We start from the raw sequence: 16,730 nt of genomic DNA, 5'->3' as shown, positions 1-16,730 counted from the left end.
TAACTAATTAGCTATAAACTATCATCTCTGAACTATCACCATAAATGCAAAAAATCAAAGAAAAGATCATTGAAGGAATACTGTTCTTTTGCAGTTCCATCACTGTCTTAACCACATTAGGGATTATTATCATATTAACAATTGAAACATTCCAGTTTTTTAAGGATGTTTCAATTGTTGAGTTTTTTACCGGTACTGAATGGACCCCGTTGTTTGCCAATAAGAAGTTCGGGATTTTGCCCTTGGTTTCAGGAACTTTATTAACCACCTTGATAGCTATTTTAGTGGCTCTTCCGCTAGGGTTAACCATTGCTATTTATTTAAATGAATATGCTGATAAACGCTTTAAAGCATTTATTAAGCCTTTATTAGAAATATTAGCTGCTATACCGACAGTAGTATATGGTTTTTTTGCGCTCACATTTATTACTCCAATTCTACAAACATTTATTCCATCCTTAGGCGGTTTTAATGCATTGTCGGCTGGTTTAGTAATGGGAGTTATGATTATTCCGTATGTATCGTCGATGAGTGAGGATGCTTTAAGTGCGGTACCAAATTCTTTACGAGAGGCTGCTTATGGAATGGGATCCACCCGTTTGCAAACAGCTTTTAAAGTTATGCTGCCTGCGGCTTCTTCCGGTGTAATTGTTTCCGTGATCCTTGCTATATCTCGGGCGATTGGAGAAACAATGATCGTTGCCGTTGCAGCAGGGCAGGAGCCAAAGCTTACCTTCAATCCATTGAACTCGGTTGAAACGATTACTACTTATATCGTACAGGTGAGCATGGGTGATGTCCCTCAAAACTCAATTGAGTTCCGATCAATATTTGCGGCAGGTATTACATTATTTGGTTTAACCTTTATCCTGAACAATATTTCGTTTTGGATGAAACGTAAATTTCAGCAGAAATATGAATAACGCGCGTAAGAATGAGCTGAAAGACAATACTTTTAAAGTGTTTGCGCTTGTCTGTACATCTGTTGGTCTTATTGTTTTAGGCTTGCTGTTGTACAACATTATTTCCGTTGGTTTAACACGTATCAACTGGGATTTTATTACTAACCTCCCTTCACGCAGACCAGGCAAAGCCGGTATCTATACCGCTTTGTTAGGAATGATCTGGGTAGTAACATTAACGTTGTTAATTTCATTTCCAATTGGAATTGGAGCAGGTGTATATCTGGAAGAGTACGGCAAAAAGAATCGGTTTGCCAAATTTATTGAAATCAATATTGCTAACCTTGCAGGTGTGCCTTCTATCATTTACGGTATTCTCGGATTAGAATTATTTGGTCGTTTGCTTGCATTAGGTAATAGTATTTTGGCTGCGAGTTTAACGCTTTCCTTATTGGTATTACCGGTTATTATCGTTGCTACCCGTGAGGCTGTTAAGGCTGTTCCTAACTCATTGCGTGAAGCATCGACAGGATTAGGTGCTACTCGTTGGCAGACAATTAGCCGTATTGTGCTTCCGGCAAGTTTCGGAAGTATTTTAACAGGTATGATTCTGGCCGTTTCAAGGGCTGTAGGAGAAACTGCTCCACTAATTGTTGTTGGTGCCTTGGTTTATGTACCCTTTGCTCCTAAATCGCCAATGGATCAGTTTACGGTACTGCCTATCCAGATCTTTAACTGGACGAGCAGACCACAACAAGGATTTGTTGTGAATGCAGCGGCTGCAATTATCATCTTGTTATTGTTTGTTTTCATATTAAATGGCATCGCCGTATTTTTACGTAATCGCCATAATAGAAGAATAAAATATTAAATAGCCAATAGCTAATAGCCAATAGCTATTAGCCAAATTGAATATACATGAATAAATTAGAAGCTAAAGACGTCAATTTGTATTACGGCGAAAAGCACGCATTAAAAGGCATTAGCATGGGTATTAAAGCCAACAGTGTTACCGCCTTTATTGGTCCGTCGGGTTGTGGTAAATCAACATTTTTGCGTTGTTTTAATCGTATGAACGATTTGATCGATAATTGTAGAGTGGAAGGTGAAATACTTATTGACGGTCGTGATATTTATAAAAATAAAATCAACGTAGTGGATCACCGTAAAAAGATAGGAATGGTATTCCAGAAACCCAATCCATTTCCAAAATCTATTTACGAGAATGTTGCGTACGGATTAAGAATTAACGGTATTACTCATAAGAAGTTTATTGATGAAACCGTTGAACGTTCCTTGCGTCAGGCAGCTTTATGGGATGAGGTTAAGGATGATCTTAAGAAATCAGCATTAGCTTTATCTGGTGGACAACAACAACGTTTGTGTATTGCAAGAACATTGGCGGTTGAGCCTTCTGTTATCCTGATGGACGAACCCGCATCGGCACTTGATCCAATTTCGACTGCAAAAATTGAAGAACTTATACACGAACTTAAACACAAATACACGATTGTAATTGTAACGCATAATATGCAACAAGCTGCGCGTATTAGTGATAAAACAGCTTTCTTTTACTTGGGTGAATTAATTGAATATGATGAAACATCAACTATGTTCACTAATCCGGCTAAAGAGGCTACTCAAAATTACGTAACGGGTAGATTTGGTTGATGTAAAAGGATTGACAGACAAAGTGGATTTCGTCATTATTTTATACCATATTTAGGGTTTATTAATTACATTATGCATATCACTCTTCGGAGGAAGCAACTATGACACACTTAGAAGAAGAACTACAGAAATTATTTTACCAGATGAACGATATGGCAAGTTTGGTTGAAGGCCAAATTGAGAAATGTATTGCTTCATTGGTAGACGAAGATAAAGGATTAGCAAGAGAGGTGGTTTTTAATGAAAAGCGCGTAAATGCTTATGAGTTAAAGATTGACAAGGATTGTGAGAATATATTCACTTTATTAAATCCGTTTGCGCAGGATATGCGTTTTGTTTTTGCCACTTTAAAAATCAATTATAATCTGGAGCGTATTGGTGATAACGCCGAAGGTATTGCTCATTATGTGATCGATTTTGAAAAGGGGTTTGATAAGAATCTTTTGGAAGAATGTCGTTTTTACGAAATGGCTGAAACTGTTAAGCTGATGCTGAGTGCCTCTAATCGCGCTTATGCTGAACGAAATGCAAAGCTTGCTCGTACGGTATTTAGCATGGACAGTATCTTAGATGCTATCAACAAGCAAGCGACGGACCTGATTGCTGATTATATTGGCAAAAATCCTCATAATGTTAAACAGGCATTGTTCCTGATGACTATCATTCGCAAGCTTGAACGCGTTGGTGATCATGTTACTAACATTGCTGAAGAGATCATTTTCTTCCTTGAAGCCAAAGTGTTGAAACATGGAAAAAAGGCCAGCTTAATGGATAATGACGATGAATAATCGTTGCTTGCCAATAAAAATAGTATGATTTAAGGTCTGCAAGTGAGTGCGGACCTTTTTTATTGAAAATAATTATGTATTCTTGAGTACTAACCATTTATCATCATGAAAAATCACATTCTACTTTTGTTGATTTCTATGTTTTTGATCACGGCCTGTAATTTAAAAAGTCCCGGTATCCCGTCAGATAAAATGAATTATGTTGGCAGGTGGAAATCGTTATCAATGGAACTGGTTATTACTAAGGATGGAAGTGTTCAGTACGAGAGGATTGAAGGAGGGACATCTAAAAGTGTATCTGGCCCACTCCAGAAGTTCATTGGAAATGATTTCGAAGTAGGAGCACTAGGTATAACAACTACTTTCAAGGTTACAAATCCTCCTCATGAAGAAGAAGGTGTTTGGAAAATGACTGTTGATGGAGAAGAGTTAAAAAGAGTGGAAGAGTAATTCATGACGATCATGGGTAATTCTGGTAAAACTAATGGTTGAAAAGAATAGGGTGTAAATTACATCCCTAACCTTTTCGTCATCATATTATCTACTTTTTTAAAAAGCTGCATTGGTTTTAGCGTACGCCATCCTAATTCATCAAGTTCACCTCCCAAATTCAAGTAATAATCAAGATTATTGCTAACCATTTCCTGTAAAACATGCTCACGGAAATTAATAAGTGCTATCCATCCGTCTTCTACTTCCTGATACCATTCCTCGTAATAAGAATCGTCAGAACCATGAAAATTAAGTACATTTTCGCCAATCAGGATGAATTTATTAATTCCTTCAGCCATCATGTCTTCCAGTACTTCACGTTTTAAGAGCATGATGTCATTGTTAATACAATCATTCCATTCGCCAATAAACTCAATGATGCCATAGCCTGCAGTATAATCAGCAAACAAGACTTTCAGGTATAAGGTGTTAGATCCAAAAAAATCCCATTGAGGATGGATGTAATAATTATAAACTGTTTTATCGAAATAAAACTCGCTATACTCACGATTATAGAACGGTGATAACTTGTCTTCCGAAGCAACATAATAATCCCGCCAGTTATAATATGGTTCTAATTCGTGCATGATTTAAATAAAAAATAATACAGAGTGATGAACGAATAGTTTTCGATCAATCTTTTTTCTCAAAATGCTCAACAGCCTTTCTTACGCTGCCGCACTCTTCAAGTAATTTTGCAGCCAACGTTTGATCAACACCGGTTGCTTCCATTACCATTCTGATACCACGGTCAACAAGTTTATGATTACTTAACTGCATATCGATCATTTTGTTGCCTTTGACTCTTCCTAATTTGATCATCACCGAAGTAGATATCATATTCAGTACCAATTTTTGAGCCGTTCCGGATTTCATACGGGTTGATCCGGTTAAAAACTCAGGGCCTACAATTACTTCAACCGGATACCGTGCTTCTGCCGCTACCGGACTGCCGCCATTACAAACAACGCAGCCAGTAAGTAGTCCTTTTTTATTAGCTTGTTGCAATCCTCCAATAACGTATGGAGTGGTTCCCGAAGCTGCGATTCCAATAACACAATCTTTTTCGTTGATGTCGTGTTGTTGCAAATCAATCCACGCTTGTTGTTCATTGTCTTCCGCAAATTCCACAGCTTTACGAATTGCTGTATCACCGCCTGCAATTATACCAACCACTAAGCCATGGGGAACACCAAAGGTGGGAGGGCATTCAGATGCATCAACAACACCAAGGCGGCCGCTTGTTCCTGCACCAATATAAAATAGACGACCACCATTTTGCAGTCGTTCAACAATTGCCATAACTAAAGTTTCAATTGCCGGAATTGTCTTTTCCACAGCAAGAGGAACTAATTTATCTTCATTATTTATGTTTTTCAATAATTCAAGAACTGACATTTTTTCTAAATGTTCATATTTTGAATCGGATTCAGTTGTTCTGTGCATACAAGAAAATATCTTAACTGCAAAGTTCTGTATTGCAACACTTAAATCATAATGAAAAATAGTGTTGAAACGTTATTTATTTACTAAAAGTATACAACATTTTCTTAATCAATTCAGTAAATGCATTGTTACGGATTGTTTTTTTTAAAGAACAATAGCGGAATATTAATTGTATTAATATTGCAGATTATTAATTATAAATGAGCGCTACTAAAAATAATGCCCGAATTGCGTTGATTGCAGCCTTAATGATGGCTGGAGGGATGGTTGTGGGGTCTAGAATGGGCGATACCTCTACATCTGACCTCAACTTTAGTTTCCCTTTCAGTGCAAGGTCTGTAGATAAAATGAGTCGGATCTTACAAGTAATTCAAGACAGGTATGTTGACACGGTTGATATCGATAAAGTAGAGCAACAATCGATCGAAGCTGTAATGTCAAGGCTCGACCCACATTCGCAATATGTAACCCCGGATGAATATAAGATACTGTCGGAATCTTTAGATGGCAATTTTGACGGAATAGGCATAGAATTTCACATGCTGAAAGATACATTGCTAATTGTGAATGTAGTGCCTGATGGTCCATCTGCTGAAGCTGGTTTAATAGCCGGAGATAAGATTGTCAATGTGAATGAAAAGAGCATTGTAAAAGCCTCCAATGCAGATATATTCAAGGTTTTAAGAGGTCCTTCCGGTACAACCGTAAATTTAGGCATCAAGCGCTACGGACAAGCTGCGTTGCAACAGTTTAGTATTACCCGTGGAAAGGTTCCGTACAATAGTATTGAAACCTCTTACATGCTTAATGAGCAAACAGGTTATATTAAGATTGCCCGTTTCGCTGCTACTACTCATAAAGAATTTTTGAAGTCAATGGAAAAGTTGGAGCAACAAGGCTTAAAAAGTCTGGTGCTCGACTTACGTGGAAATGGAGGAGGCTACTTAAGGGCAGCGATCGCTATTGCTGACGAATTTTTGCCAAATGGACAGTTGATCGTTTATACGCAAGGACGTAAGCAGGCTAAAGAAGAATATTTTGCGACAGGTTCGGGAGAATTCGAAAAAGGAAACCTGGTAGTTCTTATTGATGAAAATTCAGCTTCTGCCAGTGAAATTGTTGCGGGTGCTTTACAAGATACTGAACGAGCTACTATCATTGGTCGCCGCTCATTCGGTAAAGGCTTAGTTCAGGATCAGGTATTATTTCCTGATGGTTCGGCATTGCGGTTGACCGTAGCACGTTATTATACCCCACTTGGCCGTTGTATTCAAAAGTCATACTCGGCAGGGATTGAGAGTTATAAGAATGAAGTGGATGAGCGTTTAAAGCATGGAGAACTGTTTAATGCAGATAGTAACAAGATTGCATTTGTTAATGCACCAAAGTACATAACACCATCAGGAAAGACTTTATTTGGCGGCGGCGGAATTATGCCAGATAATTTTATTCCAGTTGATACTTCTGCTGGCTCAGCTTTGTACAATTATATTTCCTACAAGGGATTAGTGGTTGATTATGCCTATGATTATATGGAGAAGAATTATAGTATGCTGAAATCCTACACCTCTTTGGAAGATTTTGTGAAAAGCTTTGAAATAGCTGATAATGATGTGAAAGAGCTAATGAAGTTGGCGCGCGAACAGAAGATCAATGTAAATGATACTGATTTAAAAAGAAGTAAAGGCTTAATAAAGCAACAGATAAAAGCTTTAATTGCCCGAAGGTACTGGAAAGATGAGGGCTTTTATAAAGTAATAAATAGCAACGACCAGGTAGTTTTAAGGTCGATAAGTAATACGGTGCAAACTGTGGCCGGAAATGTTTCGGCTAAGTAAACAGTAGTGCTATAAAAAATGAAAGGCTATCCAATTGGATAGCCTTTCATTTTTTATTAAGCTAAAATTATTTTTTAGCAGCTGTATCAACAGCAGCAGAGTCAACAGCTTTAGTAGAGTCTACTGAATTAGCTAATGAATCAACAGTTGCAGATTGAGCAGAATCAACAGCAACTGAATCAGCAGAACCTTCAGCTTTTTTACCTTCACCGCAAGCAACTACTGCGAACATACCAGCAGCTAACATTAATGCAAATACTTTTTTCATGTGTTTTCTTACTTGTTAGATTTTTTAACGGGGGCAAAGATAAATATTAATAAACTTAATAAGCAAATAATTAAATTTATATTTTTTTGATTATAGGGGCTTTTTAAGCAAAAAAATGGCTTTAACTTAAATCTGTTTTAAGCTAAAGCCATGGTTATTTTTTTAAGGGTGATTATTTCTGTCTGAAATAGATCGTTACCGGAACACCTGTAAAATCAAAGTTCTCACGAAGTTTGTTCTCTAAGTAACGCTTGTAAGGTTCTTTAATATACTGAGGTAAATTACAGAAGAACGCAAAAGTAGGAGCTGAGCCCGGCAGTTGCGTAATGTATTTTATCTTAATGTGTTTACCTTTTGTTGATGGTGGTGGATAGTGTTCAATCACTTCCAGCATTACATCATTAAGTTTTGAAGTAGGTATTTTCTTGGTTTTGTTAGTATACACTTCTTGTGCAACCTCAATTGCTTTGAAAATGCGTTGTTTCTCCGTTACTGAAGTAAAAACAATAGGCACGTCAGTAAAAGGAGCTATTTTTTGTTTAATTGCTTCCTCAAACTGCTTCATGGTTTTATGATCCTTGGCGATCAGGTCCCATTTGTTGATCAGCAATACAATACCTTTTCTGTTTTTTTCTGCTAGATGGAAAATATTAATATCCTGAGATTCAATGCCTGCAGTGGCATCCACCATCAAAATACAAACATCTGCTTCTTCCAAAGCTTTGATGGTACGCATAACTGAGTAGAATTCAATGTTTTCCTTTACTTTGGTTTTCTTGCGAAGACCAGCAGTATCGATTAACATGAATTCATGACCAAACTGTTTGTAATGGATATGGATTGAATCTCGTGTTGTTCCTGCAATTGGAGTAACAATGTTACGGTCGTGACCTAAAAAGGCGTTAATAATGGACGATTTTCCCACATTTGGACGACCAACGATTGCGAATTTAGGTAAATCACTTGTGGTGTCTTCAGCATCAGGTTCGAATTTGGCTATAATGTCATCCAATAATTCTCCAGTACCGCTTCCTGTCATTGAAGAAAGATTGTACACTTCGCCTAATCCAAATGAATAAAATACAGCTGATTCGTGAACCAGTTTGGTATTATCTACTTTGTTGGCAACTACAAAAACCGGCTTTTTAGAGCGGCGAAGAATGTTTGCCACGTCATCTTCCAAGTCAGTTACGCCAGTAGTTACATCAACCATAAAAATGATAACGGATGCTTCTTCAATAGCGATCATTACCTGCTCACGGATGGCTGTTTCAAAAACATCTTCGGAGTTGGCCACATAACCTCCGGTGTCGATCACGATAAACTCACGTCCTAACCATTCAGCTTTTCCATAATGACGGTCGCGGGTTACGCCGCTCATATCGTCAACAATGGCTTTGCGGGTTTCGGTTAAACGATTAAATAAGGTGGACTTGCCTACATTCGGGCGACCAACTATAGCTACAATATTGCTCATTTTTTTAAAATCAGGTGTTCAATCAGCAATTCTCTTATTGCTAATTCATTAAATTTAACAGTTCTGAACTTTATAGTTCAACAATAGGATGGGTATAATTCAATCTTGGCTGCTATAATCAGTAGATCAATTTATATCCATCAGTATATTAAGATTCGTATCCGAATCTTTTTAAGTAGTTGTCTTTATTGCGCCAGTCGTCCAGCACTTTAACAAAGACCTCAAGAAATACTTTTTTCTGTAAAAACAGTTCTATATCATAACGGGCCGCAGAAGCGATTTTCTTTAACATCAATCCGCCTTTACCTATAATAATAGCCTTCTGAGTTTCGCGTTCAACAATAATTTCAGCACTGATACGATCTATATCTTCACCTTCTTTAAACGAAACGATTACAACTTCAGAGCTATAAGGCACTTCTTTTTCGCAACATTTAAATATCTGTTCACGAATGATCTCAGATACGAAGAAACGCTCACTTCTGTCGGTTAACTCCTCTTTGTCGTAATAAGGAGGGTGAACAGGTAAATTGGCGCGAATGAAGGAAGTAATCGCATCAATATTAAATTCCTTTAATGCTGAAATAGGAATAATAGCAGCCGGATTTAATTCTTTTTGCCAGTATTCGAATTTTGCAGTTACCAGTTCTTGGTTAGACTGATCAACTTTATTGATCAATACAGCAACCGGACCTTCATATTTTTTTACTTTTTCTATTAAGTCAGCTTCATCATGCTTTTCATTGATGTCGGTTACAACCAAAAGTACGTCGGCATCTAAAAAGGATTCATTTACAGCCGACATCATTGACTTTTGTAAGCCATATTTAGGTTGGATCATTCCAGGAGTGTCAGAAAAAATGATCTGGGTGTCCTCGTCATTGATAATTCCGATGATACGGTGACGGGTAGTTTGCGCTTTATGCGTAATAATCGACATACGTTCACCCACCAGAATGTTCATTAGGGTTGACTTGCCGGCATTTGGTTTACCTACAATACTTACAAAACCTGCTTTGTGTTCCATTTAGTTAATTTAAGTTCAGATCAATAGAAAACTACATTTAAGAAGTTTTAGCCTATATAATCTGAAAGGTGATCAGCTTAAAACGATGCAATTATTTGTGTTACAATTGTAAAGAGTTAAGCAAAAGTTTCGGCAAAGATACGGTTTGAAATATTTTTAAAATAATTTTTGGTGATTAAATAATCATTCCTATCTTTGCAGTCCCAAAAGGGGATAGCGAGTTATGATCGCAAATAGAAAATCCCTGAAATAAAAATAGTGCGGGGTGGAGCAGTTGGTAGCTCGTCGGGCTCATAACCCGAAGGTCATCAGTTCGAGTCTGGTCCCCGCTACCAAAGATCAAAGGTCGACAAGTCGTCGGCCTTTAATTTTTAGATTTGCATTTCTTTACCGAAAGGAGTTATGACCAAGCAAATCTTTTCAATACAATACAGTGCGGGATGGAGCAGTTGGTAGCTCGTCGGGCTCATAACCCGAAGGTCATCAGTTCGAGTCTGGTTCCCGCTACCAAAAACAAAAAAAGGAAACAATTATAAAATTGTTTCCTTTTTTTGTTTGTTATACCTTCAGATAATATTTCCACAGATTGATAAATTATGGATCAACCCGAAAAGTTGGGGGCTTAAGCATAGATATTAGAAAGTCTGAAAAGGGATCAGGTCCAAAATCTGTGGACTAAGCATATAATTTAGCCAGCCTGAAAAGGAAAAAATTCACATTTCCCACACCCCTGTATTGAGCTCTGAACGCTTTGATCTTGGCATTGAACGATTCGGCAGAAGCATTGGTGCTTTTGTTATCAAAGTAGTTAAGAATGTGTTGATGGTGATTAATAATTGTTCTGGAGAGGGTATTGAAAGACTTGAATCCCGATTGTTCCACCAGTTCGTTCCATTTGGCCAATCTTGCAAAAGCATATAATTTATCTGTGGTAGTACTAAAGATCCAGGATAGTTTTTGAGTGAGTTCATAGGCTTTTCTTAGATCGGGGTATTTTTCAAATAACAGGCCGGCCCTCTGGGCCTGTTCGGCAGTCCAGTTATCCTCTTTTTTATACAAGAGGTACCTGCTTCTGGCCAGCAGCTGCTTGAGCGTATCTCCATTGGAGAGAACCGGAGGGCAGTAGGTTACTTGGGCTGTTTTAGCATCTTCTATTGCTTGATTTTCTGCATCGATTGCTTGCCAGCGGTATTTAATTCTTATCTCCTGCAAGGCTTCTGTGGCCAACTGCTGCACATGAAACCGATCGATCACCCGGGTGGCATTGGGAAAACACTTCTTGGCAATCAGGCTCATGTTGCCCGCCAGGTCCAGGGTTATTTCCTGTACCTTATTGCGTTGTTTCAGCGATAGCTTTTGCAGCAAAGGGATGATCGTTTCCGACTTGGTGCCTTCCATAATGGCCACTAAAGTTCCTGCCTTCCCTTTTGCTTGCTTGTTGGTCACCACCGTATAGAGTTCTCCGTGAGACAGCGAGGTTTCATCAATCGATAGAAAAGGTCCCATATTCTGTTCAAAAACAAGTCCCTTGCGAGCATTCTCTTTGTGTTCCCAAAGGGAGTAGTCACTGAGTTTATCCCGATAATAGCGCTGTAGTTTCTTTCCGTTAACACCATAAAATGAACCGATCGTTTGCAGGCTATGTGCCTTGGTATCGGCTGATAGCTTTTAAAAAAGCGGCAAAATCCTGGGTGATTCGCGTTCCCTTGGCCACTACCTCCCAGTTACGGAAAACCACTTTATTGCTATCTAAATTCAGCCATCGGCGACGCTTCACGTGCAAGAACACCTCCCGGCCACGGAGGGGAAAATCCTGTAAAATCACTTCATCGAAAAAACCTTTGGATTGCAGCCGGTTGGACTGGTACTCCAGGGGAATACTATTGAGTTCTTCCAGGTAAATATGAATGGAGTTGGCCTGCGTTTTATGGTCAACCAGTTTGAAATAATCTGAAACACCTTCGGGAATAACCAAGTGAAGAAGGGCTTGAAAGGAATCGTGCATTATTCTTTTTTTGATCCACAAAAATCAGCTTTTAGCCTAAACTCCACAACTTTTGTTCCTGTTCCCTGAAAAGAAAGTAACTGACATTCTTTACACCTCTGAAAGCAGATCTGAATGCCTTTATCTTGGCATTAAAAGATTCGGCAGCGGCATTGGTGCTCCTGTTATCGAAGTAATTCAGGATGGTCAGGTAGTGAGCCTGAATAGACCGGGCCACCACATTAAAGGATTTAAATCCGGCTTTTTCCACTTGGTCATACCATCGGGCTAGTCGCGTAAAAGCAATGCCTTTATCTTTAGTGGAATGAAAGATCTTACCCAACTGCATGGACAACTCATAGGCTTGTTCCAATAGCGGATAGTACTTAAACAACAGTTCTGCACGATGTTCCTGAGAGGGAGTCCAAGAGGAACGTGTTTTAAATAGCAGGTATCTACTGCGGGCCAGTAATTGTTTCAGAGTGTCTCCATTTTCAAGCAGGTCAGGAATGTATTTTCGTCCCAGTTCCCTGCTTAAAGCAATCTCTTGGTTTTCCTGTTCGATAGCTTCCCACCGGTACTGAATCCGCATTTCCTGAACGGCATCGTAAGCTAATTTCTGAACATGAAACCGATCTGTTACCAGACTGGCCTTAGGAAAAGAATAACGGACAATCTTTTCCATGCTGGCAGCCATGTCCAAGGTCACCTCGATGACCTGGTTACGCTTGCGGACAGGAATCTTTTCCAGCACAGCCCTGACTTTATCACTGTTGGTTCCCTTTACCATGGCTATCAATGCTCCTTTTCGACCCTTGGCCGCTTTATTGGTAATGATCGTATAAAGTTCACCCTGAGAAAGAGCTGTTTCATCAATGCTCAAACAAGGCCCCACATTATGCTCAAATAAAATCCAGTCCTGGGCATGTTCCCGTTGATCCCAGCTATGGTAATGACTTAGATGACAGCGGTAGTGTTCTTCCAGTTGTTTGCCATCTACTTTGAAATAAGTCCCAACACTATTGGCGCTGACTGGCTGAGTATCGAGCCAATGCTTTTAAAAAAGCCCCGAATTCCTTGGTAATTCGGGTTCCTTTGGCAACCAGCTCCCAATCCCTGTAAACAATGTTCCCTGTGCTATGATTCAACCATTTTCTTCGTTTAATGAGTAGATAAACCGTTTTTGTCCGTAATGGAAAGTCTTGAACCTTAATTGGATCAAAGAATCCTTTAGATTCCAAATGCTCAGAGCCGTACTGTTCCGGTTTAGTGTTTTTTTCGGTTAACGAAATATAAATATGCTCGTCAGTTTGTTCTATATCGCTAAGGAGAAAATAATCTAACATTCCCTCCGGCAGTATTAATTGGGCTACGCTAAAATCTTGCATGGAACTGCAAAGAAAATAATTTAATTCAAGCCCCCAACTTTTCGGGTTGATCCGTATTCTGCCACAATGTGGGAAGCTGACTATGAAATGAGAGATAGAAAGGGTATTGAGGTGCTTTTAAATGCGAATTCTCTTAAAGAGTTTGAAGATTTTAAGTATTTTACTGATAAGATCGGAGAGGTTGACGAAAAATACCGGTCTGTTACCTTTGATATTTCCTGGCATACTGATAATTGGTGGGAAAAATCGATTGCCAAAATATGCTGGACCTGAATACATTGAAACCGTACAACATTTGTTGCCGCCAGGCACTTCAATTGAAAACATTCAGGAATAAATTTTCTAATTCATTAACTCCTAAAGCCTTATTTAAAGAATAAAATAAAAACTTCTTCAAAATAACTTTTATGATATAAATCGTTTTTTTATCTTAAGAAAACTTCGTATTTCATCTCATGATTGTATCAATACTGAAGGAGTCTTCCACCGAGAAACGAGTATCCTTGTTACCTGAACAGGTTGAGGTACTTACGGAAAAAAACATAAAGGTGTTGGTAGAGCACAATGCCGGATTAAATGCCTTTGCAACCGATGAAGATTATGTTCAGAAGGGGGCAGAGATAGTTAGCCGGGAGGAGGCACTACTAAAAGCTTCCCTAATTTTTTCCATTCACCCAATCCCAAGCGGTGATATAAAAGAAGGAACTATTCTGGCAGGCGTATTTCAGCCATTGTTTAATGCAGAATGGGTTCAACAATGCCAATCAAAATCAATAACATTATTTAGTCTTGATGCCATTCCGCGTACAACCAGGGCGCAGAGTATGGATGTGTTAAGTAGTCAGGCAAATATAGCCGGATATAAAGCTGTTTTACTAGCAGCTCAATTGTATCCTCGTTATTTCCCAATGTTTATGACTGCTGCCGGAAGTATTCCTCCTGCTAAAATGCTGATAATAGGGGCAGGGGTTGCTGGGTTACAGGCTATAGCCACAGCGCGAAGGCTGGGGGCTGTTGTGGAGGTTTTCGATACAAGACCTGCCGTTAAAGAGGAGGTGATGAGTTTAGGAGGCAAATTTGTAGAAGTAGACGGTGCCGCTGATGCATCTAAAGCCGGAGGCTATGCAGTTGAACAAACCGAAGAATATAAAAGACGTCAACAGGAACTCATTGCAAATTCCATTCAAAAGGCGGATGTGGTAATTACCACCGCCCAAATTCCAGGTAAAAAAGCACCAGTTTTAATTACTGAAGATATGCTGGATAAGATGCGTACAGGATCTGTAATCATTGATCTTGCAGCTGCTACTGGTGGAAATACAGCGGTTACTAAAAATGAAGAAACCATTTTGCATAAAGGAGTGATAATTGTTGGCAATAGCAACTTGGCTTCAACAATGCCTTTCGATGCCAGTAAGCTCTATGGCAAAAATCTTCTTAATTTCTTACAGTTGGTATTAACACCTGAAGGGGAGATCGCTTTAAATTTTGAAGACGATATTGTTAATGCAACCTGTATATCAAAAAAACAATAAGGATTATTTCTGAAGAGTGTTAGCTCGAGGAATAGTTATACAATAAATCTGTCAATTAAATTATATGGAAACAGTGCTTTCATTCATTTCATCCTATGAACAGTATATCTACATTTTAGTGTTGATGATCTTTTTAGGGATTGAAGTGATCGGACGAGTACCAAGTGTGCTACATACACCTCTTATGAGCGGAGCAAATGCCATTCATGGGGTGGTTATAATAGGTGCAATAATAGTTATGGGTAAAGCAGAGCCCGATAATTACCTGGCACTTGGGTTAGGGTTTTTAGCCGTTGTATTAGGAGCTATAAATGTGGTCGGCGGATTTGTAGTTACGGATCGGATGCTGGAAATGTTTAAAAAGAAGAAATAGTTATCGATGCGAAAAAACATTGTCTTTTGTCCGAATCATGAATTCAATTTAACTAAATCAACATGCAAATATTAGTTCTTATATATATAATAGCGTCTGTCAACTTTATTATGGGCTTAAAAATGCTGTCACATCCGTTGACAGCAAGAAAAGGGAATATAGTAGCAGCCATTGGAATGACGCTGGCCATCTTAGGCACTATTTTCTTTTATAAAGATGCGGAAGGAAATCCTCTTCATAATTACGTATGGATCTTTAGTGCAATTATTATAGGTAGTGTAGTTGGAATGCTGGCTGCCAAAAAAGTAAAAATGACTGCCATGCCCGAAATGGTTAGTTTATTCAATGGCGTAGGAGGTGCCTGTGCTGCTCTTATTTCAATAATTGAGTTTGATCATTTAAAACATACATTATTCTCTGTTTCAGAACAGACAACGCAGGTCCCACACGGACTGTTATTAATCATTTTCTTAGGGCTGATTATCGGATCTGTTTCCTTTACCGGGAGTGTAATAGCTTGGGCGAAACTTAATGGTCGGTTAAAAGATTATTCATTTAATGGTCAGCACTTTGTTAATATTGGGTTGTTGCTGGTGATTTTCACTTTATGCATTTATCTGATTTTTAATCTAAACGCTTCCAATTTTTACTTGTTCTATGTTTTACTTGCTCTGGCATTTATCTATGGGATGCTATTTGTTTTGCCAATAGGTGGAGCTGATATGCCAGTAGTAATATCATTGCTGAACTCATTTACCGGGATAGCGGCTGCGTGTGGTGGTTTTTTATATGATAACAAGGTAATGCTTACCGGAGGGATCTTAGTAGGTGCGGCGGGAACTTTGTTAACAATTTTGATGTGTAAGGCCATGAACCGAAGCCTTAAAAATGTATTAATCGGTTCTTTTGGTGCAAAGAAAACTTCCAATGGAAATAGTGAAGTTGGTGGTACTTATAAGGAAATAAGTATTAGTGATACTGCCGTTGCAATGAACTATGCTCAAAAAGTGATCATTGTTCCGGGATATGGTTTAGCAGTAGCTCAGGCTCAACACGTTTGCCATGAATTGGAACGAACATTAGTATCAAGAGGAGTAAATGTGGTTTATGCGATACACCCAGTAGCTGGCCGTATGCCAGGGCATATGAATGTATTGCTTGCTGAAGCAGATGTTGAATACGATAAGTTGATGGAAATGGAACAGGCTAATGAGGAGTTTAAGACCACTGATGTTGTTTTGGTGTTGGGAGCGAACGATGTCGTAAACCCTGCGGCCAAAAAAGATCCATCATCACCTATTTATGGCATGCCTATCCTTGAGGTTGAAGATGCCAAGCTTGTGGTAGTCAATAAGAGAAGTATGAAACCTGGCTATGCCGGAATCGAAAATGCTTTGTTCTTCCAGCCTAAAACCTCTATGTTGTTCGGCGATGCAAAAGCGGTGCTACAACAACTGGTAAGTGAGCTTAAAAATATGTAGATTATTCTTTGAACCCAATTTCAATACACTTTATATAACTAAATTTGAGGTCAGCTGATA

Annotated in this window: 18 protein-coding genes, 2 tRNA genes and 1 pseudogene; 12 read left to right on the top strand and 9 right to left on the bottom strand. The window is 38.8% G+C overall.

Annotated elements, in window-relative coordinates; translation table 11 throughout:
- The first annotated feature begins 44 nt into the window (after positions 1-44).
- The 5 genes from pstC (at position 45) to SOLCA_RS15635 (ending at position 3,811) form a co-directional block, all read left to right on the top strand.
- Positions 45-923 carry a phosphate ABC transporter permease subunit PstC gene (gene pstC, locus SOLCA_RS15655; RefSeq protein WP_014681434.1) on the top strand — a complete coding sequence of 293 codons (879 nt, stop codon included), beginning with the start codon at positions 45-47 and terminating at the stop codon, positions 921-923.
- Complete coding sequence (gene pstA, locus SOLCA_RS15650) at positions 916-1,773, top strand: phosphate ABC transporter permease PstA (RefSeq protein WP_014681433.1); 858 nt, start codon at positions 916-918, stop codon at positions 1,771-1,773. The genes pstC and pstA overlap by 8 nt, the downstream gene beginning before the upstream one ends.
- Before the next feature lie 47 nt (positions 1,774-1,820).
- The gene (pstB, locus tag SOLCA_RS15645) at positions 1,821-2,573 is read left to right on the top strand and encodes a phosphate ABC transporter ATP-binding protein PstB (protein ID WP_014681432.1); all 753 of its coding nucleotides are present in this window, start codon (positions 1,821-1,823) and stop codon (positions 2,571-2,573) included.
- A 101-nt stretch (positions 2,574-2,674) separates the two neighbouring features.
- Entirely contained in the window at positions 2,675-3,361 is a 687-nt protein-coding gene (gene phoU, locus SOLCA_RS15640) for a phosphate signaling complex protein PhoU (RefSeq protein WP_014681431.1), read from the top strand.
- 105 nt (positions 3,362-3,466) lie between these two features.
- A complete protein-coding gene (locus SOLCA_RS15635) occupies positions 3,467-3,811 on the top strand; it encodes a hypothetical protein (protein ID WP_014681430.1) in 345 nt (114 codons plus the stop codon).
- A 59-nt stretch (positions 3,812-3,870) separates the two neighbouring features.
- Here SOLCA_RS15635 and SOLCA_RS15630 read toward each other — a convergent pair whose 3' ends face one another.
- Entirely contained in the window at positions 3,871-4,440 is a 570-nt protein-coding gene (locus SOLCA_RS15630; protein WP_014681429.1) for a hypothetical protein, read from the bottom strand.
- Between the two features lie 46 nt (positions 4,441-4,486).
- Complete coding sequence (gene murQ / locus SOLCA_RS15625; RefSeq protein ID WP_014681428.1) at positions 4,487-5,299, bottom strand: N-acetylmuramic acid 6-phosphate etherase; 813 nt, start codon at positions 5,297-5,299, stop codon at positions 4,487-4,489.
- A 200-nt stretch (positions 5,300-5,499) separates the two neighbouring features.
- Here murQ and SOLCA_RS15620 point away from each other — a divergent pair, with 200 nt between their 5' ends.
- Positions 5,500-7,137: a S41 family peptidase gene (locus SOLCA_RS15620; RefSeq protein ID WP_014681427.1), complete on the top strand. Its 1,638-nt coding sequence runs from the start codon at positions 5,500-5,502 to the stop codon at positions 7,135-7,137.
- Between the two features lie 67 nt (positions 7,138-7,204).
- Here the strand turns inward: SOLCA_RS15620 and SOLCA_RS15615 are convergent, their stop codons facing one another.
- The 3 genes from SOLCA_RS15615 to era form a co-directional block, all read right to left on the bottom strand.
- Complete coding sequence (locus tag SOLCA_RS15615) at positions 7,205-7,405, bottom strand: PG1828 family lipoprotein (RefSeq protein ID WP_014681426.1); 201 nt, start codon at positions 7,403-7,405, stop codon at positions 7,205-7,207.
- A 172-nt stretch (positions 7,406-7,577) separates the two neighbouring features.
- A complete protein-coding gene (gene der, locus SOLCA_RS15610) occupies positions 7,578-8,882 on the bottom strand; it encodes a ribosome biogenesis GTPase Der (RefSeq protein ID WP_014681425.1) in 1,305 nt (434 codons plus the stop codon).
- A gap of 148 nt (positions 8,883-9,030) precedes the next feature.
- Positions 9,031-9,909 (bottom strand): GTPase Era, encoded by an 879-nt coding sequence (era, locus tag SOLCA_RS15605; RefSeq protein WP_014681424.1) that lies wholly within the window; start codon positions 9,907-9,909, stop codon positions 9,031-9,033.
- Between the two features lie 259 nt (positions 9,910-10,168).
- Here era and SOLCA_RS15600 point away from each other — a divergent pair.
- Both SOLCA_RS15600 and SOLCA_RS15595 read left to right on the top strand, forming a co-directional pair.
- Positions 10,169-10,244, top strand: a tRNA-Met gene (locus SOLCA_RS15600).
- Positions 10,245-10,343: 99 nt separating this feature from the next.
- Positions 10,344-10,419, top strand: a tRNA-Met gene (locus tag SOLCA_RS15595).
- A gap of 165 nt (positions 10,420-10,584) precedes the next feature.
- Here the strand turns inward: SOLCA_RS15595 and SOLCA_RS15590 are convergent.
- The 4 genes and pseudogenes from SOLCA_RS15590 to SOLCA_RS23500 form a co-directional block, all read right to left on the bottom strand.
- Positions 10,585-11,538, bottom strand: a complete 954-nt coding sequence (locus SOLCA_RS15590) for an ISAon1 family transposase (RefSeq protein ID WP_042479364.1) — start codon at positions 11,536-11,538, stop codon at positions 10,585-10,587.
- 10 nt (positions 11,539-11,548) lie between these two features.
- Positions 11,549-11,914, bottom strand: a complete 366-nt coding sequence (locus SOLCA_RS23505; protein ID WP_042479065.1) for an ISAon1 family transposase N-terminal region protein — start codon at positions 11,912-11,914, stop codon at positions 11,549-11,551.
- Positions 11,915-11,945: 31 nt separating this feature from the next.
- A pseudogene (locus tag SOLCA_RS15580) lies at positions 11,946-12,881 on the bottom strand (ISAon1 family transposase); the annotation flags it as partial.
- 31 nt (positions 12,882-12,912) lie between these two features.
- A complete protein-coding gene (locus tag SOLCA_RS23500; RefSeq protein ID WP_042479306.1) occupies positions 12,913-13,281 on the bottom strand; it encodes an ISAon1 family transposase N-terminal region protein in 369 nt (122 codons plus the stop codon).
- A gap of 87 nt (positions 13,282-13,368) precedes the next feature.
- On the opposite strand from SOLCA_RS23500, the gene SOLCA_RS15570 reads away from it, so the two are divergent.
- From SOLCA_RS15570 to SOLCA_RS15555, 4 genes are all read left to right on the top strand, one after another.
- Complete coding sequence (locus tag SOLCA_RS15570) at positions 13,369-13,554, top strand: hypothetical protein (protein ID WP_157604588.1); 186 nt, start codon at positions 13,369-13,371, stop codon at positions 13,552-13,554.
- A 182-nt stretch (positions 13,555-13,736) separates the two neighbouring features.
- Positions 13,737-14,816 (top strand): NAD(P) transhydrogenase subunit alpha, encoded by a 1,080-nt coding sequence (locus SOLCA_RS15565; RefSeq protein WP_014681421.1) that lies wholly within the window; start codon positions 13,737-13,739, stop codon positions 14,814-14,816.
- Between the two features lie 64 nt (positions 14,817-14,880).
- Entirely contained in the window at positions 14,881-15,189 is a 309-nt protein-coding gene (locus tag SOLCA_RS15560; protein ID WP_014681420.1) for an NAD(P) transhydrogenase subunit alpha, read from the top strand.
- Positions 15,190-15,251: 62 nt separating this feature from the next.
- Positions 15,252-16,670: an NAD(P)(+) transhydrogenase (Re/Si-specific) subunit beta gene (locus SOLCA_RS15555; protein WP_014681419.1), complete on the top strand. Its 1,419-nt coding sequence runs from the start codon at positions 15,252-15,254 to the stop codon at positions 16,668-16,670.
- The last annotated feature ends 60 nt before the right edge of the window (positions 16,671-16,730 follow it).

The organism is Solitalea canadensis DSM 3403, from assembly GCF_000242635.2.
Classification (GTDB): Bacteria; Bacteroidota; Bacteroidia; order Sphingobacteriales; family Sphingobacteriaceae; genus Solitalea; species Solitalea canadensis.
Note: the sequence above shows the minus strand (reverse complement) of the source record. Positions and strands in the feature narration are given on the sequence as shown.

Excerpts from the sequence above, each read along its gene's own strand:
- SOLCA_RS15635 (WP_014681430.1), top strand. The coding sequence starts at position 3,467 with ATGAAAAATCACATTCTACTTTTGTTGATTTCTATGTTTTTGATCACG.
- SOLCA_RS15570 (WP_157604588.1), top strand. The coding sequence starts at position 13,369 with ATGAGAGATAGAAAGGGTATTGAGGTGCTTTTAAATGCGAATTCTCTT.
- phoU (WP_014681431.1), top strand. The coding sequence starts at position 2,675 with ATGACACACTTAGAAGAAGAACTACAGAAATTATTTTACCAGATGAAC.
- SOLCA_RS15555 (WP_014681419.1), top strand. The coding sequence starts at position 15,252 with ATGCAAATATTAGTTCTTATATATATAATAGCGTCTGTCAACTTTATT.
- SOLCA_RS23500 (WP_042479306.1), bottom strand. The coding sequence starts at position 13,281 with ATGCAAGATTTTAGCGTAGCCCAATTAATACTGCCGGAGGGAATGTTA.
- pstC (WP_014681434.1), top strand. The coding sequence starts at position 45 with ATGCAAAAAATCAAAGAAAAGATCATTGAAGGAATACTGTTCTTTTGC.
- SOLCA_RS15615 (WP_014681426.1), bottom strand. The coding sequence starts at position 7,405 with ATGAAAAAAGTATTTGCATTAATGTTAGCTGCTGGTATGTTCGCAGTA.
- SOLCA_RS23505 (WP_042479065.1), bottom strand. The coding sequence starts at position 11,914 with ATGCACGATTCCTTTCAAGCCCTTCTTCACTTGGTTATTCCCGAAGGT.
- SOLCA_RS15620 (WP_014681427.1), top strand. The coding sequence starts at position 5,500 with ATGAGCGCTACTAAAAATAATGCCCGAATTGCGTTGATTGCAGCCTTA.
- murQ (WP_014681428.1), bottom strand. The coding sequence starts at position 5,299 with ATGCACAGAACAACTGAATCCGATTCAAAATATGAACATTTAGAAAAA.
- SOLCA_RS15560 (WP_014681420.1), top strand. The coding sequence starts at position 14,881 with ATGGAAACAGTGCTTTCATTCATTTCATCCTATGAACAGTATATCTAC.
- SOLCA_RS15630 (WP_014681429.1), bottom strand. The coding sequence starts at position 4,440 with ATGCACGAATTAGAACCATATTATAACTGGCGGGATTATTATGTTGCT.
- era (WP_014681424.1), bottom strand. The coding sequence starts at position 9,909 with ATGGAACACAAAGCAGGTTTTGTAAGTATTGTAGGTAAACCAAATGCC.
- pstB (WP_014681432.1), top strand. The coding sequence starts at position 1,821 with ATGAATAAATTAGAAGCTAAAGACGTCAATTTGTATTACGGCGAAAAG.
- pstA (WP_014681433.1), top strand. The coding sequence starts at position 916 with ATGAATAACGCGCGTAAGAATGAGCTGAAAGACAATACTTTTAAAGTG.
- SOLCA_RS15565 (WP_014681421.1), top strand. The coding sequence starts at position 13,737 with ATGATTGTATCAATACTGAAGGAGTCTTCCACCGAGAAACGAGTATCC.
- der (WP_014681425.1), bottom strand. The coding sequence starts at position 8,882 with ATGAGCAATATTGTAGCTATAGTTGGTCGCCCGAATGTAGGCAAGTCC.